Raw genomic sequence first — 25,176 nt, forward strand, 5'->3', positions numbered from 1 at the left:
CTTATGATTTAATCCGTTTAAACAGCACATTATTTTCTAAGTGAACGTGCTGGAACGTATCTGTTTCTAACCCTGCTAATCTTGCATACGTTATTTGATAGGAATTGCAAGCTCCAGCTGGCGGGATGAAATCATTTGTAATTTCTCGTATTCTTTTTAAAATATCCCCTTGTGACTCGTGTTCATCCTCTAATCCGCCATTTGCTTCATGAATCCTCTCTGCAAGTTCCTGACTTGGATTTTTTTCGTATTCCTTAATCAATGGAAATACTTCAGTCTCTTCTTTAATCATATGTGCTTCCATGTCCACTTTAAAATTATTATATAATTTGTGCAGTTCCTGAAGATGGGGATGTGCGGCTCCATGTACACGGAAAACTTTCGTTACAAATTGTCCTAATGGAGCAAGCTCCTCGTTTAAATAAGCGTGATGTTTGTCGACAATATGATCCACTAATTCGGAAAGTGGGATCCCGTCCCAATCGATAACCTCATGGTCTTCTTTTCTCCAGCTATCGTATGCAGTATTCAATTCTGACAGAACAGCGGCTTCATCCATACTTTTTTCAGTGAAAACGGTACCCAATGGGCGATCTCCCCCACAGCAAAAGTCGATACGTCTTTTCTTGAACAGATCACTCGCTTTTGGAAAAACCTTCACGATTTCTGCTGGTGTATGCTTAACTGTAAATGTATTCATATTATGACCTCCAATTTATTTATCTATCTTCATGATAATGGAGGTTGTTCGATTTTTCTGTGATGGAAATCACATAGAAACAATTTTTTTATAGAGTTGCTAGAAGTAACAAATCTTTATACAGCAGTATCAATTGAATTTATCTATTTATCAATCTTCTTTTCCCTCTTGTGTATTTTTTATGCTATATTAGTAAGCATAAACCGTTATGGGTTATATATTAAAAGTGGTTTTGAATCTTAGGGTATTTCAAAAGCCAACTGAAGGATTATCTAACAAGTGTGGGTTCAAAAAGGAGGATAAAAAGGACTGAGGTCGGCTAAGGTCGCAACGTCCTGGGACTGCGATTACTCGTCCCACCGAAAAGATTTGTTGCAACGCCGACACTAGCACGTCCTATGCGTCGAAGTTCGAGGCGGCGTAGCTCCCCGTACCGGAGCGTATGCAATTAATACGCAAGGAACGGAAAAGCCAAGCCAACGAGCTTCCACAGGATGTGGTGACTTCGACGTTCGTCATAGGACGTGTCGGTACTTAGTTGAAGGTCTACTGCTTTTGATGTGTCATTTTTACCGGACTTTTTCAACAACCTCTAACAAGTTAAAAAGATAAATTAGTTATTTAATATACGCAGATTAGTTTAGCAGAAGGAGCTGTTATGATGGGGAAAATTATTAAGTCAGAATCCTTGCATTTACAAGCCTATCATTTGATTAAAGAAGCAATTATGGAAGGAAACTTAAAGCCTGCTGAACGTGTCGTAGAAGCTAAGGTCGCAAGTAAGCTTGGGACTAGCAGGGGAACAGTAAGAGAAGCGATTCGGATGTTAACGCAGGATGGCCTGCTAATCTATAACGATGGTTTCGTAAAGGTGTATGAGCCAACAGTAGAAGATGTTGTGGATATATTTGAGTGCAGGGAAAGTCTTGAAGTGTTAGCCGTTCGCCTTGCTATTAAGAATCTGACTGACGAAGTAAAGGAAAGTTTAGCTCATAATTTACAGGAAACGAAAAAAGTGAAACCGGATTCCCCAGAACTTGGTCAGCTGGATCAGCAATTCCATACAATCATTACCGAAGCTTCCAACAATGGGCAACTGATTAAATTGCTTGAAGTTATCAAAGTTAAAACGCATTATATGCGAAAGAGTATGGTTGGTGGATCGTTTTACCCTTCTTTTATAGAAGACCATGAACAAATTTATGAATTGATGCTTAGCGGGAATGAAGAAGAAGCAGCCAATTTAATGAGCATCCATATTAAAAAAGCTCTGGAAGGTGTGTTAATGCATATTAAATCTTAATCCGATTAAAAATGGATTAAGATTTTTTATTTGTTTTTAATTTTTGGTTGACAGTTAACTGTTGGGTGAATATAATTAGAGCTGTAATATTTTGAAAATAATAAAGATAGTAAAAAGTTAGTTGCTATTTTTAAATCTTATATGGATGCACTTAAACAAATATACTTGATTCAGGGAAAGGGTGAAAGAAATGAAGGGAGAATTGAAAGTCGGGGACTCGGCCATTCTCGAAATAGAAGTGACGGAAGATATGTTTGCTCAATTTGGCGACGAATTAGTACATCCTGCTTATTCCACCGCTTCCATGGTCTATCACATGGAATGGGTATCAAGGGACCTGTTACTTCCTTTTCTGAGAGAACATGAGGAAAGCGCAGGAGCCGCTGTAAAACTCAAGCACATCGCCCCATCAGCATTAGGAACGAAAGTTAAGGTGGAAGCTGTCGTAACAAGTATTACCGAAAAGCAAGTAATAACAAAAGTTACTGCTAAAAATGAAAACGGTATCATCGGGGAAGGAGAAGTGAAACAGGCAATTCTGCCAAAAAATACGATGCAAAGCAAATTAGATGAACAATTGCAGCTAAATAAATAAGTGGAGGTAGTTTTTTTGAAACAGCTTGAACTAGTCAAACCAATGGAGAAAAATACATTTGAAAAAATAGCAAATCATGAACAAGTGATGTTCTGTAATGACCCGGCAACTGGACTTCAGGCAATTATAGCCATTCATGACACTACCCTCGGACCTGCATTGGGCGGAACAAGGATGTACCCTTATAAAAGTGTTGATGAGGCATTGGAGGATGTCCTGCGACTGTCAGAAGGGATGACCTATAAATGTGCAGCTTCCGGTCTGGATTTTGGTGGGGGAAAGGCAGTCATTATTGGCGATCCCGAAAAAGATAAATCACCAGCATTATTTCGGTCATTTGGACAATTTGTTGATTCCTTGAATGGCCGTTTTTATACAGGTACAGATATGGGAACAACAACCGATGATTTTGTGGAGGCATTTAAGGAAACCAATTTTATTAATGGAATTCCTGAGGCATATGGAGGAAGCGGTGATTCCTCTATTTCAACCGCACATGGAGTGGTTTACGCGTTAAAAGCAACGAATGAATACCTGTTTAAACATAAAGATTTGGGAAACAGAACATATGCGATTCAAGGATTAGGAAAAGTCGGTTATAAGGTAGCCGAACAATTATTAGCGGCTGGAGCCGAAATTTATGTCACTGATCTTAATCGGGATGTACTTAGTCAGATAAAAACAAAAGCAGAAGAGACAAATGGAGAAGTCCATGTGGTAGATAGTGACGCCATTTATCGTACAAATGCAGATATCTTTATCCCTTGTGCAATGGGGGCAATTATCAATGACCAAACCGTCGAACAGCTGCAAGTAAGAGCTATTGTTGGTTCAGCAAACAATCAGCTGCAAACTCTAAATCACGCAAAAACACTTCAAGAAAAGGGGATTTTATACGCTCCGGATTATATTGTTAATGCCGGGGGTCTAATCCAAGTTGCGGATGAATTATATGGTCCTAATTCTAAACGGGTACTTGTAAAGACAAAAGCAATCTACCATTCGCTTTATGATATCTATCAGCAAGCAGAAATGGATGCGATTACAACGGTAGAAGCAGCAAATAGAAAAGTACGCACCGTATTGAATGAACAGAAAAATCGAAATAACTTTTATGCTCGCAAGCGCAGACCGAAATGGAATATAAGAGAGTAATTCCCTGAACTTTTTAGATTAGTAATATTATATAGGAAAAATTACTTATAAGAAAAAAATGAAGAGTTAAAGAGGTGATGGCCATGAAACGAGATATGCAGGAAGAATTTCCAATGATACAAATCATGGACCAAAATGGAAAAATTACTGATACATCTTATATAGATCAAATTGATAAATCATTAGTCCAGCAATTTTACCGGCAGCTGATTTGTATGCGGGCATTTGATCAAAAGGCAATCAACTTGCAGCGCCAAGGCAGGCTCGGTACGTATCCAGGTTTTGAAGGACAGGAAGCAGCACAGGTGGGAAGTGCTCTAGCACTCGAGGAAGATGATTGGATGCTGCCAACATATCGGGATCATGCGGCAAGTATTACGTTTGGAAAATCTTATAATATTTTATCTTCATGGAATGGCCGAGTGGAGGGGAACCTGCCGCCTAAAGGGAAAAATATATTGCCGCCTTCCGTTCCAATCGCAACACAGCTTCCGATTGCAGCTGGTATAGCCATGGCAAATAAATATAAAAATTCATCACAAGCTGTTATTGCCTATTTTGGAGACGGAGCGACATCTGAAGGAGATTTTCATGAGGGTTTAAACTTTGCTAGTGTTTTCCAAGCACCTGTCGTCTTCTTTAATCAGAATAATCAATATGCTATTTCAACACCAATCTGGAAACAGATGCATTCTGAGACGATTGCACAGAAGTCAATTGCATATGAAATCCCAGGTATTCGAATTGACGGGAATGATATATTTGCAGCTTATTTTGAAACAAAAAAAGCATTAGAACGAGCGAGAAATGGAGAGGGCCCAAGTTTAATTGAAGCTGTAACATGGCGGTATGGTGCACATACAACTGCAGACGACCCTACGAAGTATCGCAATCAAAAAGAGGAAAATGAAAAGCGCCGTCAGAATGACCCGGTTACCAGATTGGAACGATTTATGAAAGCTTACGGATTTTGGGATGAAAAACTCGCAGAACAAATAAAAGGGGAAATTAAAGAAGAAATTGATGGAGCGGTAAAAGTTTTGGAGACGATGCCACCAGCGAATGTAAATGATATTTATGATTATATGTTCGAAAAACCGACATGGACGCTTGAACAGCAAAAGGAAGAATATATCAATCATTTGCGGGGTGAAAGATGACATGATAACCATATCGAAAACGAAACAATTGACGCTTATTCAGGCCATTACTGATGGAATGCGAACGATGCTTGAAGAAAAAGAAGAAGTTGTTGTATTAGGGGAAGATGTTGGAAAAAATGGAGGCGTCTTTCGGGCAACCGATGGCTTGCAGGAGGAGTTTGGTGAAAAGAGGGTGTTTGATACACCATTGAGTGAAGCAGGAATCATCGGGTCTTCAATTGGGATGGCAATGAACGGACTGCTTCCAGTAGCAGAAATTCAATTTTTAGGATTTATTTATCCTGCATATGAACAAATTATGACCCATGCGACGAGAATGCGTTACCGTACGAAAGGTTCCTTTACCGTACCACTTGTGATTCGTGCACCATATGGAGCTGGAGTAAGGGCTCCAGAAATCCACTCGGATAGTATGGAAGCATTATTTACCCATATGCCGGGGATAAAAGTTGTCTGCCCATCTAATCCATATGATGCAAAAGGACTTCTTATTTCGGCAATAGAGGATCCAGATCCGGTACTATTTCTGGAACCACTAAGATTATACCGTGCTGTTAGAGGAGAAGTTCCAGAAGAAAAATATGAAATTGAAATCGGGAAAGGGAAATATTTGCGAGAAGGGGACGATGCAACGGTGATTGCCTGGGGGGCAATGGTACCCGTTGCAATGAAGGCAGCCGAACAGGCAGCAGATAAAGGGATTAGCTGTGACGTCATTGATTTACGTACTTTATACCCGATTGATAAAGCCATTATCGCCGAATCCGTAAAGAAAACCGGACGCTGTGTCGTTGTTCATGAAGCTCCAGCAACCGGAGGATTAGGAAATGATATTATTTCAATTGTTAATGATACTTCATTTTTATATATGAAATCACCAATTGAACGTGTTACCGGTGCAGATGTTCATGTGCCTTTTTGGGCTCTGGAAGAACATAATATTCCGACACCAGCACGTGTAACGGATGCAATTTATAAAGTGATTCATTTTTAAGGGAGGTGGAGCGAATGGTTGAGGTAAAATTACATGATATTGGAGAAGGAATGACAGAGGGGGATGTACTGACTTATTTTATTCAAGAAGGAGATCAGGTTGAGGAAGATCAGCCAATTGTGGAACTGCAGACGGAAAAAATGGTTGCCGAATTAACAGCACCAGCTAAAGGGATTGTTAAAGAAATTTATATTGCTGAGGGGACAACTATCCCTGTAGGAACAACGATTTTGACGATTGAAGCAGAGGATTCTATTAAGAAAACAGAGTCTTCAGCAACACAAAAAGAAGAATCCAGCCATTCTGTACAATCAGCAGTGAGTGATGGCTACAAAACACAAACAAAGCTGGCAAAAACAAATGGACCTAAACGAATAAAAGCAGCACCATACACGAGGAAGATTGCCAGAGAACTTGATGTGGATATTGAATTGGTGGAAGGAACCGGTAAAGCTGGACGCATTACGATTGAAGATGTTCAGCAGTATGCTCAGAACAGAGAGAGTGCTGCAACAAAAGTCAAGCCCGCTGTTAAACAATTACAACACCAATTTTTTCAAGGGACAACAGAAAAACAGTCGGCCAGTGAAAAAGAGGAAGCAGATATTATTCCATTTAAAGGCAGACGCAAACAAATTGCTAAAAAAATGACAACATCCATTTTTACGATCCCACATGTTCATCATATGGAAGAGATTGATATGACCGAGTTACTGCAGTTTAGAAAAGAGATTAAGCCTGATGCCGATGTATCTGTTGCAGCGTTTTTTATAAAGGCACTTACAATATCATTGAGAGAACATCCAATCTTTAATGCTAAGCTTCATGAGGAAAAAGAAGAAATCAGATTGGAAAAAAGTGTTCATATGGGAATCGCAACGGACACGAAAGAGGGGTTAATTGTTCCAGTCATTAAAAACGCAGATGAAAAATCAATCCTCATAATTCACAAAGAAATGAAAGAACTAATGAGCAAAGCAAAAGAAAATACACTGACATTGAAAGAGATGACCGGAAGCACCTTTACGATCAGCAATGTTGGGCCAATGGGAAGTATTGGTGCTACGCCAATCATCAATTATCCGGAGGTTGGATTAATGGCTTTTCATAAAACGAAAAAAGTTCCGGTTGTAGGCGATAATGATGAGATAGTTATCAGGTCGATGATGAATGTGACCCTAACATTCGACCATCGTGTAACAGATGGAGGAAACGCAATAGCCTTTACAAACAGGCTTAAAGCGTTACTCGAAAAGCCAAAGCTGCTAATAGTGGAACTCAGTTGATCTAACAAATTAAAATGAAGGGGATTCATTATGTTTCGAATTAAACCTGAGCAAATGCCGTCTTTGCCTGAGGCTCTTCTAGTACTCTCAGCTATCATCGCTATTATGAGTGTCAGTATTATCTATTATGAAGCTCCACCTCATATCCCATTGACGATTTCATTATTATTGCTGATCATTTATGGAGTTATGAAAAAAATCCCTTATGAAAAATTGCAGGAAGGCTTTTCAGAAGGTGCTGCATCCGGAATGGGTGCCGTCTTTCTCTTCTTTATGATCGGTATTTTAATCGCTGCCTGGATTTATAGTGGGACCATTCCGACTTTGATTTATGCTGGATTCGAATTAGTGACACCAAGTTTTTATTAAGCCATTGTTTTAATCGTAACCTCTGTCGTTGGTATTTGTGTTGGCAGTTCCTTAACAACAGTGGCAACAGTCGGATTAGCTTTTATTGGAATATCCCAGGCTCTTGATATTTCACTGGCAATCACAGCTGGAGCGATTGTATCTGGTGCATTTTTCGGTGATAAAATGTCTCCGATTTCGGATACAACGAACATGGCTTCCAGTATTCTGAAGGTCGATTTGTTTGAGCATATACGAAATATGATGTGGACAACTGTTCCTGCATTCCTGATTGGATTGGTGATTTTCGGAATTATATCACCGAGTATTTCAACTGCGAACTTCAGTGAAATGGAGTTATATCAGCAAGGGCTTTTGGATACAGGGCTGATTCACTGGTATAATGCGGTCATTCCACTTGCTGTCTTAGTTATTTTTTCTATCTTTAAGGCACCTGCATTATTATCGCTCACAGCTGGTACGATTAGTGCTATCCTTGTCTCGATTTTCCATACGATTCCTTCAATTGGTGGCCTACTTGGAATCTTATATGGAGGCTACGTCTCAGAGACAGGTATTGAACAAATCGATTCCTTGCTGACACGGGGCGGAATGGAAAGCATGTTTTTTACGATTGCGATTATTTTACTTGCATTAGGAATGGGAGGATTATTGTTTAAGTTAGGGATTGTCCCAAGACTATTTGAAACCGTGGAAAGAATTTTGCAATCTGCTAAGTCCGTAATCATTGGCTCTGCTCTAAATGCCATCGGAGTCAATGTGCTGGTAGGGGAACAATATCTATCTATTCTATTAACAACAGAAACGTTCCAGTCGCAATATCAAAAACTCGGTTTAGCAAATAAAAATCTATCAAGAGTGGCAGAGGATGCCGGTACGGTAGTTAACCCACTTGTTCCATGGAGTGTATGCGGTGTATTTATAGCAAGCGTTTTAGGTGTACCGACTTTATCGTATTTGCCATTTGCTTTCTTTTGCTTGTTATGCCCAATTTTGACGATTATTTTTGGAATTACTGGGAAAACGCTGACCTATACGGAAGCTGCTGCAGTGGATCCTGTTCAGTTTGAATCAGTTGAAGAAAGTAAGATGGGATAATACGTTTCAGGCAGATAATAAATAGAAGGGAGGAGCTGATGCTTCCTCCCATCTCTGCAGTATATGTAAAAATACTAGCTAAATATTCAAAAAATATTGACTGCAGATTATTCCATGATTATAATAAAACTCAACTCAATCTATACAGAAGCGTTAATTTACTACTTTGCAATTGATTGTATACATTATTTGAATTTTATGAGAAAAGGTGAGGTAATTGACGTTCATTCTAGATACATCCAAGACACTTCAAGTTCAAGTGCATGAATATATGCACGATAAAATTGTAAATGGAAAATTGGAACCTGGGGCAAGGGTTGTGGAGCAACAAATTGCAGAAGAAACAGGGGTAAGCAGGAGTCCTATACGCGAGGCCATAAAGCAATTGAAAAGTGAGGGGCTTGTAGCAAGTCATCCCCGTGGTGGAGTGAGAGTTTTCAGGCCTTCAAGTGATGATTTTAAATATTTATATGAGTGCCGTTTAAGTTTAGAGCCTCTGGCTGCATCACTTGCAGCTGAGCGCAGCAATAATATACAGTTAACAGAAATTAATGAACTGCTCAGGAAAATGAAGGGCATTATGATAGCAGAAGATTTTGAGCATATGAAGAAACTAAGTCGAAAATTCCATGATTTAATCTTGGAATGCAGTGGAAATCCTTTCCTCATCAAAATGATGAATCAGCTTCATTCTTTAATTCTATTTTACCGAAACATTATTCTTACAAAAACAAATAGGATGGCAGAGGGCTTCTTTGAACATGAAGCAATTTGCTTAGATATTTTAAACAGAGATGCAAAATCTGCAGAGAAACATATGAGAGACCATATTCAAAAGGATTATAATTATTATCTGGAACAATATGGGTATAAATAAATGAATTGGTAAATGATTCATTTACTTCATTATCATAAATCATAAGGAGTGAATTTACACGTGAATTTTCCTGAAAAAGTAAGCATTCGCGATGTTACGTTAAGAGACGGGTTTCAAAATGAAGCCGTTTTCATTGGGACGGAGAATAAGCTTATTGGCTTGGATGTGTTGATTGATGCTGGGTTCAGACGGATTGAAGTTACTTCCTTTGTCCATCCAAAGTGGGTACCGGCCCTTAGCGATGCTGATGAGCTGGCGAAGGGACTGCCTAAAATTCAAGGTATTCAGTATGATGCTTTGGTTCCTAATAGAAGGGGGCTCGAACGGTTTTTGAAAACCAATATTGATACTGCCGTTTTCTTCCTTTCAGCCAGTACGAGACATAATGAAGCTAATTTGAACCGGACGACAAATGAATCGTTGGTAAACGTAAGTGATTTAATAAGTGAAATAAAAAGTCATAGCCGAAAAACAATGGGGGCAGTTGCTACAGCTTTTGTTTGTCCATATGCGGGAGAGGTTCCTTATCAAGAAGTTGAACGAATCGTTACGACAATGGTTGAAAATGGTGTAGATGAAGTTGGTTTGGGAGATACCATAGGGAAAGCAACGCCAAAAATGATATATGAATATTGTAGTCGTATTAAAGATAAGTATCCTGACCTGACATTAAGTCTGCATCTTCACGACACTTATGGGTATGCGCTCGCCAATATTATAGCAGGTATTCAATCAGGCGTTTCTATCTATGATGTAGCACAGGCAGGATTAGGTGGGTGCCCATATGCGCCAGGATCACCAGGGAATGTGCAGGCAAGCCAAGTAGTGAACTTTTTGGAAAATCAGAGAATAGAGACTGGAATAAATATAGATAAGTTAAACAATATGGATCAGATGTTTCAGGATATGGTAAAAAAGCAAACTAGTGTGTAATTATTTGTATACAATATCTGAATATTAAGTGTTCAGGGAGTTAAACGATTTGAGAGAGGATGGGCATAATGAAAAAACCACTAGAAGGAATCAAAGTATTAGAATTAGGAAACTTTGTAGCTGCTCCTTTTGTCGGAAAGATCTTTGGTGAATTTGGTGCTGAAGTGATAAAAGTAGAGGATCCAGGAAAAGGTGACTCTTTAAGAAACTGGCGAGTTATGCACCATGATACATCTGTATGGTGGTATGTGCATGCAAGAAATAAAAAATCCATTACGATTAATCTTCGTGAAGAAGAAGGACAGGAAATGATAAGGGAATTAGCAAAAGAGGTGGATGTGGTAATTGAAAATTTCCGCCCTGGTACACTTGAAAGGTGGGGAATTGGATATGAAGATTTAAAACAGGTGAATCCAAGCATTATTATGACTCGAATATCCGGTTATGGTCAAACCGGTCCATATCGGGATAAAGTAGGGTTTGGCAGTGTTGCAGAGTCAATGGGCGGCCTCCGTTATCTAACAGGTTTTCCTGATCGTCCACCGGTTCGTGTTGGTTTAGCTATCGGTGATTCTATCGCTGCTTTATACGCAGCACTCGGTACACTGATGGCACTTAGGGTCAGGGATAACGATCCAACGAAAAAAGGCCAATACGTCGATGTAGCCCTTACTGAATCTGTATTTTCTTTACTGGAAGGTGTGCTCCCTGAATATGACCTGAAAGGGATCATTCGGGAGCGAACTGGAGCTACTTTGGAAGGAATAGCTCCATCGAATACGTATCTTTGTGCAGATGGAAAATATATTGTGATTGCAGCAAACAGTGACGGTATATTTAAACGTTTTGCGAATGCAATGGGACGACCTGAGCTTGCGGAAGATCCCGTGTACGCGATTAATCAAGGCAGGGCAGAAAATGTTGATTATCTTGATGAGATTATAGAGGAGTGGACAAAGCAGCATACCCAGAAAGAGGTACAGCAAATTCTTGATGAAGCTCGTGTACCAGTTGGACCAATTTATAGTATAGAAGATATCGTAAATGATGAACAATACCAGGCACGCGACATGCTCCAAACAGTTGAATTGCCGGGTGGGAAGAGTGTCAGAGTACCGGGGGTTGTGCCAAAGTTATCCGAAACACCTGGGGATATTGGAACAATTGGGCCTAAATTAGGTGAACATAATTCAGAATATCTACCGAAAAAAAGTAAGCAATAAGCTTATAAACAAATTATATGGATATTATTTTAGCTTAAACATCTGCAGAAGTGGTGGATATTAACAGCCAATCCGCCACTTCATTCAATTGACTTTTTTTAGAGAGGAAATTATAAGTCATTACATTTAATCTAACTCCATATTTCTGAATAATCCCACGTATCTATATATGACTTTATTAATCGATTGATAATGAGTAATTGATTGCTGCTGTTAGGATATGAACCTATATTGAAAACAAAAATGAGAAAGTTAGATTCCACTGATTTGTAAACGATTTCAATAGTTTTTTTATAAGGGGGATGGGCAATTATGTTAGCTGTTTTAGGTTTTCTGATGGTAATCACATTTTTGTATCTTATTATGTCAAAACGTGTGACACCTTTTACTGGTCTGATTATCGTACCGGTAATCTACGGGATTATTGGAGGCTTTGGTTTTCAACTGGGTCCGATGATGATGGATGGTGTTTTAAATACAGCACCAACAGCACTCCTGATCCTGTTTGCAATTCTATATTTCGGTATCATGATTGACACGGGATTGTTTGAGCCACTCACAAACAAAATTATAAAGATAGCAAAAGGTGATCCATTAAAAGTTATTGTAGGGACAGCTATATTAGCAGGTATAGTAGGCTTAGATGGTGATGGTTCCACTACGATTATTATAGTTGTGAGCGCCTTTCTTCCAATTTATATAAAACTGGGGATAAAACCTATTATTTTAGCATCTATAACGGTATTGCAAATTGGTATTACAACACTAGTTCCTTGGGGTGGCCCAGTCGGTCGGGTTGCAAGTGTTTTGAACTTAGATCCTACAAGTCTATTTAGGACAATGGTACCTGGGATGATTGTTAGCCTGATATATATTGTTTTGGTTGCATACATTATTGGCCGGAAAGAAAGGGCTCGACTCGGAATACACAATCCTTATTTGAACATGAACGATCAAACCGAAAGTATGATGTCTGCTGCTGTAGAAAATGTGGTAATAAAGCGTCCCAAACTAAGATGGCTAAATTTTATTCTAACTATTGTTATCATGGCAGCATTGCTTTTGGAATGGCTGCCACCAGTAGTGTTATTTATTCTTGGGACCGCTATCGCATTATTAATAAACTATCCATCCATTATTGATCAACGAGAACGCGTTCAGAAACATGCTCCCAATGCATTATCTGTTACGAGTATCATGCTTGCTGCAGGGGTTTTTGCAGGTATTTTGAAAGAGACACAAATGTCAGCGGCTATGGCGCAGAGTTTAATTACTATAATCCCCGACGGAATTGGATCCTTTCTTCCGATTGTTATCGCCGTTCTTAGTATTCCAGGACTCTTTTTAATAGGTCCCGATGCTTTTTATTTTGGTATAATTCCTGTACTAGCGGAGACTGCTTCCATATATGGGGTTAGTGAAATGGAGATTGCCATTGCATCGTTATATGGAACCTCTTTTGGTTTCATTGGTCCACTGGTTGGGGCAATGTACTTGTTAACTGAGATGACAAAGGTTAATTTAGGGGATGTCCAAAAATATTCTGCTAAGTGGGCAATAGGTGTTTTTCTCATATATATTATTATAGGGGTAGCATTGGGGCATTTTTTATTATGAGTTTATGCCAATAATGGGTGTTAAATTAAGCTCTATATTTACTGTAATTGTAGATTATTCTATTATAATAAAATTTGATTATTACTGTGATTGTTACTCTATTAAAACGCTCTTTAATGGAGTAACATGAATGGTTTTTTTCAGAAAAAAGAAAAATCTAATTCAAGTAATATTACAAGGTTATAATCTTTTACAAAAGGAATTGAGTCTTTTTTTAAACAAACTTAAAATAAAAAGGAAGGAGAATCGTTACTATTGTGATAAATTTATTTTCTAGACATTATCCATCCAATAGGATTTTTCCTGGAAGGAACGGAGAAGAAACACCGGGAGAAAATAAAATATCCTGCAAATGTTGTTGAGCCCGAACTGAACCTAGATTCCCCATACTAACACCTATAATCCATGATGGTTTACCAATCGATACTTTGTCTACGCGAGATAACCAGTCAATTGCATTTTTTAAAACACCAGGAATAGAGTAATTGTATTCTGGAGTTACCCAAAGGACAGCATCCGCCTCTGCAACCCTTTGTTTAAATTCCTTTACAGTGAAAGGGGGATTACAGGCAATGGCACCACCTTTAAAACCTTGTCTTTTTAATTGATGTACTTCCACAATCACTTCTAATTTCAACACCTTCCTAGTCCTCTAACTCTCAGTTAATTTCATACTTTCTCATAATAACTGACTGGAGTTGTTTTGAGCAGAAAGTGTCCAGTTTTATCGAGCAAAAACTGTCCATTTTAGTTTAGCAGTTACACTTAGATATAAAGCAATTAAATTCATAACTAATTGCAGTTTATTTTGTGTATAGAGCTATCAACTACCTCCTTAACCACCATTCAGAAAGAATGATGAGAAGGATGAATATCAATATCATTATAGGAACAAAGAGTCCATCTGGTATGTTATTCAAAGAGGCGCTCATTAGAAAATTCCTTCCTAAAATATAATTATAACTATTTTGATTAGAATATTTATTCATAAACAAAATAGAAATTCTGCTTTTTTAAATTATATCAATTATAATAGCATAAATATTTTTAATTTACGAACATTTTAAGATGGTATATAATGTAAATAACAGATCTGGTTTGACTTTTTGTATGAAATGGGGGAGGGTTCAATGATTCAATAGAAATATAATCATTGTTCTTTAATATGTTTGAATTTTTAAAATTATATGAGGAGGGAAAGAATGAAAAAAGGGCTATTCATGTTTGTTGTCGTGGCATTTTCGCTTTTTTTCTCAACTACTAACGTATTTGCTCAATCTGAACAATATAATAATCAAAGTACTATCTCGGTGCAGACTGTCAAAAAGGAAATGAATGAAAAAGGAATTGAATTTCCCGAGATATTAGAAGGTCTAGAACAAATTGAAAAAGAACAAATTAAGTATACTTCAATACCTTTGTTATCAACCTCAGGAGATAATCAAATAAACTGGGCTACCTGTGCTAGTTTTACAAATATGTTAGACGGTGGAAGTCATATACTGGCTGCTGGAGGAACAGAATGTAACGTATCTATTTTACAATTGACTATAAGTCAAAATCTACAGAAGAACGGCAGCATTATGGATTCTAACTTTAGTGCTTCTCCTTATTCGCGAAGAGTAGATACTGGTACAAGTACGAAACATATACGTTGGCAGAACTACAGAGCAGAATCAACTCACTATATGACTAATGGTTATGACCATAAATACAGCTATACACATGATAATTGGGTGTGAATAATATAAAATAGGGGGTCTCGCTCTCCCTATTTTATTTCTGTAAATAACTATATTTGAATCTAGGGAGGAATTACATGAAAGGGATGTTATGTATATCATTGTTATTTCTGTTGAGTATTTTAATGACAGGTTGTACTAATGGAGAAAAGACAGAAACAGTTCTTGAAGGGGATGGAGAGGGAATACCCGTTGAAAGCGCAGAAAATGATTCTAAAAAATTTTCAGTAGAAAAGCTACCAGAACAGCAAATAACAGATGATTTTAAAGGGTACAGTATTACATTTACAGATGAAACCAGTGTAAATGACCAATACCAGTATACTTTTTCGCTATCAAAAAATGAAGAATTCAAACCTAATATCTCTATAACCAACGATCATGAAAAGGAACTTGACTACCAAATTAAGTTTTTTTTAAATGATGAACCAATATCATTCCAGTATGAAGGAGAAGAACGAAAAGTAATAAATTTAGAGGTTCCAGAATTTAGTAAAATAAATCTCTCCAAATTATCTTTTGATGAGATACCGAGTGGGGTTAATAATCTATTAATTGTCTTATTTCGTGAACCTAATCAAAAAATAGAAACTAAAAATGAGTATGTTCAGGGTAATGAGATGATAATGATTGAGAAAGCTACATTATTTGTTGGGGATGATGCAGAGTATACCCCTAGGGATATTGATTCTAAAGTTATTGATACTAAGAAAACAGAAAAAAATACATATCCTTATATAACCCATAATGCTTATGATGGTATAACTGAAACTATAGGTAAGTTTGATAATAATGAAGAACTAATATGGTTGAATTTTAACGCAAAAAAAGATTGTTTATACTACATAGCCTTGTTTGTAGGTAGTGAACTTGTAGAACTAAAGGATTCATATTATAAAGTAAATGAAGATGGGTTAGCCTCTCTAGAGATATCTTCAGAGATTAAGCAGTATGATGAGATTGAAAACTTTGTTGCATTTATAATTGAAAATCCTCTGGACTTACAAGTTTATCCAAATGGGAAATTAAATGAAAATATACAACCATATATTCAGCCTTCTAATATTGTAACTTTTTATCCTTAAGAGTTTTCTAAGGATTCCACTCAGTTTTTTGGTGATTTGATACTGAAAAAAATAAGATTAGTAATAAAAATAAAGAAATATAAAAAAAAGGAAAGGTAATAAAGTGTACCCTTGTAAAGGACATTTTAAAAAAGGACTACGCAACATTGCGAAGATGGTTCCTGTATTGAACAGGAGTCATCTTCTTTAAATCCTATTGAGATCTATAGTTATTGTACTAAGTCATGTAACTCTTAATTTCCCGTTTTAGCTCATTCAAGGTTTCACACTGCTTAATATATGCCTCATCTTTGAAGTGCCCAAAAATGACTCTTGTGGTGCGTTATCCCAACAATTTCCTCGTCTTGACATGGATTGACCTAGACCATATTTCTTAACCAATTTTTGAAAGATTGGATTTGTATAATAGAATCCTTGATCCGAATGAATAAAGGCTCCATCGATAGGTTGCACGATTCTTTATTATCTCTATTGCCTCTTGTAAAGGTTCCATGACAAGATCTAACGTTGGACGTTTCTTGATTTCATACGCAATAATTTCTCCATTATAAAGATCAAGAATCGGATTTAAATATAACTTCTCTTCACCAAGACATTTGAATTCTGTAATGTCCGTTACTAGTTTTTGAAGAGGAATAGGTGTGTAAAAGCGGCGAGATAATCGGTTTTTAACTACTTTTCCAACCTTCCCTTTGTAGGAATTGTATTTACGGGATTTCCGCATAAATTTCACACATTTTAATCCCAATTCTCGCATAATACGATACACCTTTTTATGATTAATTTGATGTCCTAATTTCTTTAATTCTTTCGTGATACGTTTATAGCCATAGCGTTCATGAAACTTTTTAAATAGGCGTGTAATGAGTTCTTTTAATTCTGTATCCGTATCTTCTCTGCCAAAACTCTTTACATGGTAGTGGTAGGTTGCTTCAGGAATACCTATGACATAGAGAATATCATTTAATCGAAATCCTTCTTCTTTGAGTTCGAATGCCACCTTTGCTTGTGCTTTTCGTGGAAGGCATTCGGATCCTCACGAAAAGCTCTCAACTTTTTTAGGTACGCATTTTCTAGTCGCAATAATTCATTCTCGCGTTCTAATTCTTCTTCACGTGTTAACTTCTTTTCTTCTTTTTCCTTTTGCTTATTGGTTTTCTTAGACATAGAAGGTCGCCCCTTTGGTTTTGTTTTCAGGCCTTCTATTCCTTGTTCGCGACATGCTTTCAACCAGCGCACAATTAAGGAAGGGTTGTTCAAATGAAATTGAACAGCAGTTTCTTGATAAGAAGCACCTGTCTCCAACATAAATTGTACAGCATCTAATTTAAATTGAACAGAATACTCCTTCTTCGTCTTTCTTCGTTTTAATCCTTCCATGCCCTGTACTTTATTGACTCCTCAAAGTATTCGATAAAGCGCTGCTTGCTTTTGGAAAGATAACGATCCTTTAGCCAAATGATTGCGGACTTGGAAATAATCGTCTCGTCTTCAATGGAAAATCCTTTTATTCCAGCATTAAAATGTTTCTTTAGTATGGATGCTGGTAAAATCGAAGCTCCGACTTCCACATTGACCAATTCGAGAATCATATCCACATCTGGACAAACTGTCACGATATTGGGAGTAAGTCCTCGTTTTTCAAATTTATCCATAATCAGCTCATATTGACCAACACCACTAATTCTTCTTAATAATAGTAAAGGTAAATTGGCAAGTTCGTTCATGGTAATGGTTTCGGATTCATAGGATTTTGCCCATTGCTCAGGCATAATAGCTACATAGTTTTCTTCTGGCAGAAATAGGCTTGAATAAGGTTCCATATCTAAAGGGAGCCGAACGATTGCCAAATCAATGTTTCGATTATTAAGCTGTTCTGCAAGAAGATAGGAATCACCTTCCCTTAATTCAAAGGTGACGTTTGGATATTTTTCACGAAAAGATTTTATTTTTTGTGGTACATGAGAAAAAAGTGTTTTTACACAGCCAACAGTCAATTGTCCCTTTAGGCCTTCCCCTGTTTCTTTTACCTCTGTAAGCGCTTCATCAAAAAACTTAAAAAAATAATCTGCTTTCTTGTATAAAACCTCACCAGCATCAGTAAGTTCCATTTTCTTGCCATTTCTTTCAAACAGCGGGACACCTATTTCACTTTCTAATGCTTTTAAACTTTGACTAAGGGGAGGCTGTGCCATATGAAGTATTTTAGCTGCCCGTGTAATTTGTCCCTCTGTTGCAATTGTATAGAAATAACGCAGTTGTCTCATATCCATCTTTCTCCACCCCGATATCTCTTATGATAGTAAACCAAGTATGTATAAAGAAATAATAGTATCAAATAACGAAAAAGTCAAAAAATTAATTCATCTAATCCCAGATTAATCTTGTTGCAAATTATATATAATAGTATATCTAAAATGTATGATAATTATATATTTTAGATATTTTTCATATACTGAGTTCCATGTTACTATACAAACAAGGTTGAATTATTAAAATATTTTAAAAGCATATGCGCAGTTTTTCATTGGCTGCAGCACTATGTAATGGATTTATTTTTTATCGCTGAATGAAAGCGAATACAATCAGGTGGTCTTGAAACAACTTGAAAAAATGGAAAAAAACAGATGGACTAAAGGAGGATAAAGTAATGCCAGCTAAAACAGGACAGCAGTATATTGAAAATTTAAAGAAATCAAATAACAACGTATATATCCATGGGGAGCGAGTAGAAGATGTGACAACACATCCAGCGTTTAAGGGTGCCGTCCAATCCATGGCAAAATTGTATGATTTACAATATGAAAAACCAGAAAAAATGCTTTATACATCTCCAACAACCGGTGACAAAGTAGGGAAGACCTTTATGGCACCAGAAACAATCGAAGACTTAATCGAACGCCGAGAAGCGATGATGGAGTGGCAGGGCATCACAAAAGGTTTAATGGGACGTTCTCCAGACTATTTAAATTCAGAAGTTATGACAATGGAAAAAGCATATGACTATTACGGCAAAGACAATCCGCAATTTGCTGAGAACGCTAGAAAATATGCAGAATACGCTAGGGAAAATGACATCAGTCTTACACATACATTGATCCACCCGCAAGTAAACCGTGCAAAAATTCAAGCCGAACAAAAAGATGCTAATGTTGCTCTGCATGTAGTAGAGAAGAATGATGATGGAGTTATTGTTGACGGTATTCGCTTACTTGCAACACAAGCTGGTATCACAGATGAAATTTTTGTTTTCCCATCCACGGTAGTAAGAACAGGGGCAAAAGATGATCCTTATTCACTTGCTTTTGCAATACCAAATAATACACCAGGATTAAAATACCTGAGTCGAGAATCATTTGATTATGGCAAAAATGGTTATGATCATCCAGTAGCCTCCCAGTTTGAAGAAGGAGATGCAATTGTTTCCTTTGATAATGTACTTGTTCCTTGGGATCGTATCTTCATTCTGGAAGATTCCGAGATTTGTAATGGTGCTTTTGCTGAAACAAATGCTGTTGTGCACATGTCCCATCAGGTTATCGCAAAGGATGTTGCAAAAGTGGAATTTTTGCTCGGTGTCGTGCTTAAGCTGATGGATTCAATCGGTATTGACGGATTCCAGCATGTGAAAGACAAGGGTACAGAAATCATGCTCACTTTAGAAAATATGAAGTCTCATCTGTACAGGGCTGAACACAATGCAAAAATTGACAAATGGGGCATGATGACTCCAGATTTTGAAGCATTGAATGCAGCAAGAAACTGGTTCCCGCGTGTATATCCACGTTTAGCAGAAATCTTAAGAATTCTAGGTGCATCCGGATTAATGGGGATTCCGACGTATGATGATTTTGCTAGCGCAGAACTTGGACCAATCTTAAACAGAGCAATGCAAGGTAAAAACGTGGAAGGTTTCGAACGTGTTCAATTATTCCGTCTTGCATGGGACATGACGATGAGTTCATTTGGAAGCCGCCAGACACATTATGAGTACTACTTCTTTGGAGACCCAGTAAAAATGGGTATGGCTTACTTTGACAATTATAATAAAGAACCATACAAAGCAATGGTAGATGAGTTTTTAGAAAGCCAAAACATTAAGAAACCATCCATATTAACAAAATCAGGAACACAAACAGAAAGTGTTTTAAAATAATAATATTTTAAACAAAAAATGTTATAGAAGCAATTAATTGAATGGAATAAGATGAACGTAAGCAACACAACAATCATTGCGGGAGGGAGGCTCTTTATATGGAAGTAATAAACCTGACTCATTTGGATGAACAAATATCTCGGAAACCTCACATTATGGCAATCGGATTTTTCGACGGGGTCCATTTAGGGCACCAGGAATTATTAAATCAAGCTAAGGAACTTGCAAGAAAACAAAATGTCTTATTCAGTGTTATGACATTCAGTCCACACCCTAATGAAGTGTTAAAAGGAGATAAGAATCATAAGTACTTGATGACATTGCCTGAAAAGATTAAAAAGATGGAAGCCATGGGAGTTGATAAGTTATTTGTCATGAAGTTTGATCGCACCTTTGCTTCCCTCCTTCCTGCTGATTTCATCCAGAAATATATCGTGAATTCAAAGACGAAACATGTCTTTGTCGGTTTTGACTTCACGTTTGGATTTAAAGCACGGGGGAACACCCAGCTTCTTCAGAAGGAATCACGTAAAATTGGGTTTGGTTTAACCGTTATCCCTAAAAAAACCTACTTGCAGGAAAAAATAAGCTCTACTCTTATAAGAAGTTTGGTCCAGGAAGGAAATGTGGATTTGGTGCCTTATTATTTAGGTGCAAACTATGAGGCAGCTGCACAGATTATCGAATATAAAATAAATGGTCATTTAGCAGTGCGGCCGAGCGAGAAGTCAATTTTTCCAAAACCAGGAACTTATTTAGTGAAAGTGAAACAAGGAACAAAAATCTTACACGGAAAGTTCCACCAGTATTCTAATTCGAGGACGGACAATGTGCTGAAATTAAATGAATCCGTGCACGAGTTTGATGATGCCTGTTCAATTGAATTTCTAAGCAGGATTCAAGTATCAGAAAGTCTTTCGGTATAAATTTAAAGGAGGAATTTTTTATGGATAGCAGAGAGTTTCGAAATGCAATGGGAAGGTTTGCAACAGGTGTAACGGTAATTACGACAAATGATGGTACTAGTGCTCATGGAATGACAGCGAATGCATTTATGTCTATTTCACTGGATCCGAAATTGATAACGATTTCAATCGATAACAATGCAAATATGCTGAAGAAAATTAAAGCATCCGGTCAATATGCGGTCAATTTCCTTTCGGATAAACAGCAGGACATTTCGATGAATTTTGCTGGACAAAAGAAAAAAGAAGATGGTGTTGACTTTGAGGATATTCAAGGTGTACCAGCAATTAAAGATTCTTTAGCATCAGTAGTTTGTGATGTTGATCAGGAAATTGTGGTTGGTGATCATACGCTGTTTATTGGCAGGGTAAAAGATGTAAAAGTAACGGATGGCAATCCATTAACCTTCTATTGTGGCAAATATGGAAATTACAGAGAGAAAGAATACGCTTGATTGAAGAATCTTTGACCAAATTCTGCAATTCGTATAATATGAAGACACTATGAATAATACTAAAGTAAGCAAAAAACAAAAAGCATATGACTATATGAAATCAAGAATTATGGAAGGTTTTTATGTACCTGGACAGCGGATTGTTATTAATCAGCTGGTCAAAGAATTAGCAACAAGTGCTATTCCAATTCGGGAAGCCGTACGTCAGTTAGAGGCAGAGGGTTTAATTGAATACCAGCAAAATATTGGACCGGTTGTCACACCGATTGATGAAAGCAAATATACGGATACGCTTTCTACGTTGGCTGTTATGGAGGGATATGCCACAGCACTTAGCAAAGCAGCACTTACCGATAAGCAAATTACAATCTTGAAAGAGTTAAACCAACAGATGAAGGAGGCTTTAGCTGAATTTGAGTTCGGGAAATTTGGGGAGCTAAATCGGAAGTTTCATGATCTAACCTACGAGAGCTGTCCGAATCAGTATTTGATTGAATCCATCCGTAAAACATGGATGCAGCTTGATTCTATCCGTTTGACTGGCTCAACATTTAACCCAAAAAGAGCGAAAGAATCTATTGATGAACATGAGCATATTATTCAGCTGCTAAGTGAGGGAGCAGATTTTCAAGCAATAGAAATAGCAGTTAGATCGCATAAATTAAATACAGTTAAATCGTTTCATGAAAGAAAAAAACAGCCAAATGGCACTACATTTATCTAAAGTGCCATCCTAGCATTTTTTCTCAAAAATCACTTTATGAAAAGATTTGAAAGCGTTCCCTTATTTGCTGGCAATAAAATAAACAAAATTAAATGAGATATAATACTTCAAATCATATATTATTTCATATACAATCATAATAAATAGAAAATTAAATTAAAGGAGAGGATATTGTGTCTGTGAAATATGAAGCTAGCAAACACGAAGAATTAGCCAATAAACTAGAAGATATCAAGCTATATATAAACGGGGAATTTGTGGATGCCGAAGATAAGGGAACGTTTGACAATATCAGTCCTTTTACAAATGAAAAAATGAATAACATCGCATCAGGTCAAGCAGCAGATATTGACAAAGCTGTTCAAAGTGCAAAGAAAGCATTTAAAGGTGAGTGGGGAAATTTAAAACAAGCTGAGCGTCTGGAATATGTATATAAAATTGGAGACCTCATTGAACAACATACGGATGAGATCGCATTATTGGAATCTTTAGATACTGGTCTTCCGATCAGCCAAACGAGAAAACAAGTTTCTCGTTCTGCGAATAACTTCCGTTTTTATGCGGATACAGTGAAATCCCAAATGTATGGAGAAGTGTATCAAGTGGACGATGAATTCATTAACTACACAGTACGTTCTGCAGTTGGTGTAGCGGGATTGATTACGCCTTGGAATGCTCCATTTATGCTTGAGACATGGAAAATCGCACCGGCATTGGCAACAGGCAACACAGTCATTTTGAAACCTGCTGAATGGTCTCCATTAACAGCAAACCGCATGGCAGAAATTATTGATCAGGCTGGACTTCCTGATGGTGTTTTCAATATTGTACATGGCTTTGGTGAAACGGCTGGAGATGCATTAGTGAAACATCCTGATGTACAGCTTATTTCCTTCACTGGGGAAACAACTACAGGTTCTACAATCATGAAAAATGGTGCGGATGCGCTGAAGCGTTTTTCCATGGAGCTTGGCGGCAAATCACCAATTATAGTATTTGAAGATGCTGACCTTGATAGAGCACTTGATGCAGCCACTTGGGGGATTTTCTCATTTAATGGGGAACGCTGCACGGCAAACTCAAGACTGTATTTGCACGAAAATATTGCAGACGAATTTATCGAAAAATTAAAAACCCGGGTCTGGAATATTAAAGTTGGTGATCCGTTAGAAGATGTTACGCAGGTTGGCCCGCTTATTAAAACGGAGCATTACAACAACGTAGTAAACTATCTCAAAATTGCGGAGGAAGAGGGCTGCGAAATAATCAGCGGCGATATACCTGAAGAATTAAGCCGAGGCAATTATGTAGCGCCAACTATTTTGCTGAATGCAACCAACGAAATGCGTGTTGTACAAGAAGAAATCTTTGGACCAGTTATTGCAGTAATGACATTTAAAGATGAAGCGGAAGTAATTGAAAAAGCGAACGATGTTAGATATGGACTTGCTGGATATGTATGGACAAATGATATCAAACGCGGTCACCGCGTAGCACATGCCATTGAATCAGGCATGCTATGGGTTAACTCACAAAATGTGCGTGATTTAAGAACTCCATTCGGTGGTTCGAAAGACAGTGGTATCGGACGCGAAGGCGGACATTATGCATTTGAATTCTATACGGAACAAAAAATTATCCATGTAGCTATTGGTGATCATCATATACCGCAATTTGGAAAATAAGATCAAAACAGAGAGAGGGGAATCTAAATATGAACTTTGATATTAAACGTACAGGGCGTGCGGTGCTTCATGTTACAGACCTGGATAAATCGAGAGAGTTTTATGATGCACTTGGCTTAATTGAAACAGAATCAGATGACGAAAATATTTTCTACAGGGCAATTGAAGATCATAACCACCATTGTCTTTGGCTAAAAAAGAAACCGGAAGCGGCAGTTGAAGTAGTTAGCTATCGCGTTAATGCAGAAGATGATCTCGAAAAGCTGGAATTATTCTTTCAAAGCCAAGGTACAGAAGTAAAGTGGATGGAAAAAGGTTCACAAAAAGGAATTGGTCGTACCATTCGGATTCAGGATATTTCAGGAATTCCTGTAGAATTTTATTTCGAAATGGATAAAGTGGAGCGTATGCTGCAGCGTTTTGACATTCATGTAGGTGCAAAAGTACAGCGAATCGATCACTTCAACTGTGCAGTTCCTGATGTACAAAAAGCTTATGACTATTATATAAAAGAACTAGGTTTTGCTTGCTCAGAATATACAACATCAAAAGGTGAAGATAATATTTGGGCAGCATGGCTCCATCGTAAACCTGGAGTACATGACACTGCTTTTATGAATAGTATTGGACCAAGGCTTCACCATATTGGTTTCTGGTTAAAAGACCCAATGAGTCTGATCGATGGCTGTGATTACTTAGCTGCAAAAGGATTTTCTGCATCAATTGAGCGAGGGCCAGGACGTCACGGATTGTCTAACGCATTCTTCTTATATTTAAGAGATCCAGATGGACACCGTATTGAATTGTATAATGGCGATTATTATACTGGTGATTCTGATTTTGATCCAATCGAATGGGATTTAGATGATCCGCAGCGTCAGACTTTCTGGGGACATGAAGCGCCAGATAGCTGGTTTGAAGAGGCATCAACATTCCTGAATGTTTATACAGGTGAAAAAGTTGAAACAAAACAGCCAACATTAGAAAAAAGAAAGCCAACTACAGTAATATAAATAATCTATATATTTAGCAAACTAACAGGAGGTTATTA

The 25,176-nt window shown here is 37.5% G+C and carries 25 protein-coding genes and 1 pseudogene; 20 read left to right on the forward strand and 6 right to left on the reverse strand.

Annotated elements, in window-relative coordinates; all coding sequences use genetic code 11:
• Position 1 precedes the first annotated feature (1 nt).
• Positions 2-700 (reverse strand): iron-sulfur cluster repair di-iron protein, encoded by a 699-nt coding sequence (ric, locus tag NSQ77_RS14045; RefSeq protein ID WP_339226664.1) that lies wholly within the window; start codon positions 698-700, stop codon positions 2-4.
• Between the two features lie 661 nt (positions 701-1,361).
• On the opposite strand from ric, the gene NSQ77_RS14050 reads away from it, so the two are divergent.
• The 12 genes from NSQ77_RS14050 to NSQ77_RS14105 all read left to right on the forward strand — a co-directional run bounded on the left by NSQ77_RS14050 (position 1,362) and on the right by NSQ77_RS14105 (position 13,313).
• Positions 1,362-2,003 (forward strand): GntR family transcriptional regulator, encoded by a 642-nt coding sequence (locus NSQ77_RS14050; RefSeq protein ID WP_339226665.1) that lies wholly within the window; start codon positions 1,362-1,364, stop codon positions 2,001-2,003.
• Between the two features lie 190 nt (positions 2,004-2,193).
• Positions 2,194-2,598, forward strand: a complete 405-nt coding sequence (locus NSQ77_RS14055; RefSeq protein ID WP_339226666.1) for a thioesterase — start codon at positions 2,194-2,196, stop codon at positions 2,596-2,598.
• A 42-nt stretch (positions 2,599-2,640) separates the two neighbouring features.
• Positions 2,641-3,753, forward strand: a complete 1,113-nt coding sequence (locus NSQ77_RS14060) for an amino acid dehydrogenase (protein ID WP_339231016.1) — start codon at positions 2,641-2,643, stop codon at positions 3,751-3,753.
• A 95-nt stretch (positions 3,754-3,848) separates the two neighbouring features.
• Complete coding sequence (gene pdhA / locus NSQ77_RS14065; protein ID WP_339231017.1) at positions 3,849-4,913, forward strand: pyruvate dehydrogenase (acetyl-transferring) E1 component subunit alpha; 1,065 nt, start codon at positions 3,849-3,851, stop codon at positions 4,911-4,913.
• A gap of 1 nt (position 4,914) precedes the next feature.
• The gene (locus NSQ77_RS14070; protein WP_339226667.1) at positions 4,915-5,910 is read left to right on the forward strand and encodes an alpha-ketoacid dehydrogenase subunit beta; all 996 of its coding nucleotides are present in this window, start codon (positions 4,915-4,917) and stop codon (positions 5,908-5,910) included.
• 14 nt (positions 5,911-5,924) lie between these two features.
• Complete coding sequence (locus NSQ77_RS14075) at positions 5,925-7,196, forward strand: dihydrolipoamide acetyltransferase family protein (protein ID WP_339226668.1); 1,272 nt, start codon at positions 5,925-5,927, stop codon at positions 7,194-7,196.
• Between the two features lie 30 nt (positions 7,197-7,226).
• Positions 7,227-7,565 carry a hypothetical protein gene (locus NSQ77_RS14080; RefSeq protein WP_339226669.1) on the forward strand — a complete coding sequence of 113 codons (339 nt, stop codon included), beginning with the start codon at positions 7,227-7,229 and terminating at the stop codon, positions 7,563-7,565.
• Between the two features lie 60 nt (positions 7,566-7,625).
• Complete coding sequence (locus tag NSQ77_RS14085) at positions 7,626-8,663, forward strand: Na+/H+ antiporter NhaC family protein (protein WP_339226670.1); 1,038 nt, start codon at positions 7,626-7,628, stop codon at positions 8,661-8,663.
• A gap of 217 nt (positions 8,664-8,880) precedes the next feature.
• Complete coding sequence (locus NSQ77_RS14090) at positions 8,881-9,540, forward strand: GntR family transcriptional regulator (RefSeq protein ID WP_339226671.1); 660 nt, start codon at positions 8,881-8,883, stop codon at positions 9,538-9,540.
• 60 nt (positions 9,541-9,600) lie between these two features.
• A complete protein-coding gene (locus NSQ77_RS14095; RefSeq protein WP_339226672.1) occupies positions 9,601-10,473 on the forward strand; it encodes a hydroxymethylglutaryl-CoA lyase in 873 nt (290 codons plus the stop codon).
• A gap of 68 nt (positions 10,474-10,541) precedes the next feature.
• The gene (locus NSQ77_RS14100) at positions 10,542-11,696 is read left to right on the forward strand and encodes a CoA transferase (RefSeq protein ID WP_339226673.1); all 1,155 of its coding nucleotides are present in this window, start codon (positions 10,542-10,544) and stop codon (positions 11,694-11,696) included.
• A gap of 312 nt (positions 11,697-12,008) precedes the next feature.
• Positions 12,009-13,313, forward strand: a complete 1,305-nt coding sequence (locus NSQ77_RS14105; protein ID WP_339226674.1) for a citrate:proton symporter — start codon at positions 12,009-12,011, stop codon at positions 13,311-13,313.
• A gap of 301 nt (positions 13,314-13,614) precedes the next feature.
• Here NSQ77_RS14105 and NSQ77_RS14110 read toward each other — a convergent pair.
• Positions 13,615-13,935, reverse strand: a pseudogene (locus NSQ77_RS14110) (NADPH-dependent FMN reductase); the annotation flags it as partial.
• A gap of 580 nt (positions 13,936-14,515) precedes the next feature.
• Here NSQ77_RS14110 and NSQ77_RS14115 point away from each other — a divergent pair.
• Both NSQ77_RS14115 and NSQ77_RS14120 read left to right on the forward strand, forming a co-directional pair.
• Entirely contained in the window at positions 14,516-15,055 is a 540-nt protein-coding gene (locus tag NSQ77_RS14115) for a hypothetical protein (protein ID WP_339226675.1), read from the forward strand.
• A gap of 77 nt (positions 15,056-15,132) precedes the next feature.
• On the forward strand, positions 15,133-16,140 hold the full coding sequence (locus NSQ77_RS14120; RefSeq protein ID WP_339226676.1) for a hypothetical protein: 1,008 nt from the start codon (positions 15,133-15,135) through the stop codon (positions 16,138-16,140).
• Positions 16,141-16,357: 217 nt separating this feature from the next.
• On the opposite strand, the gene NSQ77_RS14125 is transcribed toward NSQ77_RS14120, so the two are convergent.
• The 4 genes from NSQ77_RS14125 to NSQ77_RS14140 all read right to left on the reverse strand — a co-directional run bounded on the left by NSQ77_RS14125 (position 16,358) and on the right by NSQ77_RS14140 (position 18,413).
• Positions 16,358-16,447 (reverse strand): IS3 family transposase, encoded by a 90-nt coding sequence (locus tag NSQ77_RS14125; protein WP_339231018.1) that lies wholly within the window; start codon positions 16,445-16,447, stop codon positions 16,358-16,360.
• Positions 16,448-16,513: 66 nt separating this feature from the next.
• On the reverse strand, positions 16,514-17,140 hold the full coding sequence (locus NSQ77_RS14130) for an IS3 family transposase (RefSeq protein WP_339226677.1): 627 nt from the start codon (positions 17,138-17,140) through the stop codon (positions 16,514-16,516).
• Complete coding sequence (locus NSQ77_RS14135) at positions 17,104-17,520, reverse strand: transposase (RefSeq protein WP_339226678.1); 417 nt, start codon at positions 17,518-17,520, stop codon at positions 17,104-17,106. The genes NSQ77_RS14130 and NSQ77_RS14135 overlap by 37 nt, the downstream gene beginning before the upstream one ends.
• The gene (locus NSQ77_RS14140) at positions 17,508-18,413 is read right to left on the reverse strand and encodes a LysR family transcriptional regulator (RefSeq protein ID WP_339226679.1); all 906 of its coding nucleotides are present in this window, start codon (positions 18,411-18,413) and stop codon (positions 17,508-17,510) included. Before NSQ77_RS14140 ends, NSQ77_RS14135 begins: the two co-directional genes overlap by 13 nt.
• 377 nt (positions 18,414-18,790) lie before the next feature.
• Between NSQ77_RS14140 and hpaB the strand changes: the two genes are divergently transcribed.
• The 6 genes from hpaB to hpaD all read left to right on the forward strand — a co-directional run bounded on the left by hpaB (position 18,791) and on the right by hpaD (position 25,138).
• A complete protein-coding gene (gene hpaB / locus NSQ77_RS14145) occupies positions 18,791-20,296 on the forward strand; it encodes a 4-hydroxyphenylacetate 3-monooxygenase, oxygenase component (RefSeq protein ID WP_339231019.1) in 1,506 nt (501 codons plus the stop codon).
• A gap of 98 nt (positions 20,297-20,394) precedes the next feature.
• Entirely contained in the window at positions 20,395-21,222 is an 828-nt protein-coding gene (locus tag NSQ77_RS14150; protein WP_339226680.1) for an FAD synthetase family protein, read from the forward strand.
• Between the two features lie 20 nt (positions 21,223-21,242).
• Entirely contained in the window at positions 21,243-21,716 is a 474-nt protein-coding gene (locus NSQ77_RS14155) for a flavin reductase family protein (RefSeq protein WP_339226681.1), read from the forward strand.
• 49 nt (positions 21,717-21,765) lie between these two features.
• Positions 21,766-22,440, forward strand: a complete 675-nt coding sequence (locus NSQ77_RS14160; protein WP_339226682.1) for a GntR family transcriptional regulator — start codon at positions 21,766-21,768, stop codon at positions 22,438-22,440.
• 173 nt (positions 22,441-22,613) lie between these two features.
• Positions 22,614-24,125 (forward strand): 5-carboxymethyl-2-hydroxymuconate semialdehyde dehydrogenase, encoded by a 1,512-nt coding sequence (gene hpaE, locus NSQ77_RS14165; protein WP_339226683.1) that lies wholly within the window; start codon positions 22,614-22,616, stop codon positions 24,123-24,125.
• 29 nt (positions 24,126-24,154) lie between these two features.
• Positions 24,155-25,138 (forward strand): 3,4-dihydroxyphenylacetate 2,3-dioxygenase, encoded by a 984-nt coding sequence (hpaD, locus tag NSQ77_RS14170; protein ID WP_339226684.1) that lies wholly within the window; start codon positions 24,155-24,157, stop codon positions 25,136-25,138.
• Positions 25,139-25,176 lie beyond the last annotated feature (38 nt).

The organism is Oceanobacillus sp. FSL K6-2867, from assembly GCF_037963145.1.
Lineage (GTDB): Bacteria > Bacillota > Bacilli > Bacillales > Amphibacillaceae > Oceanobacillus.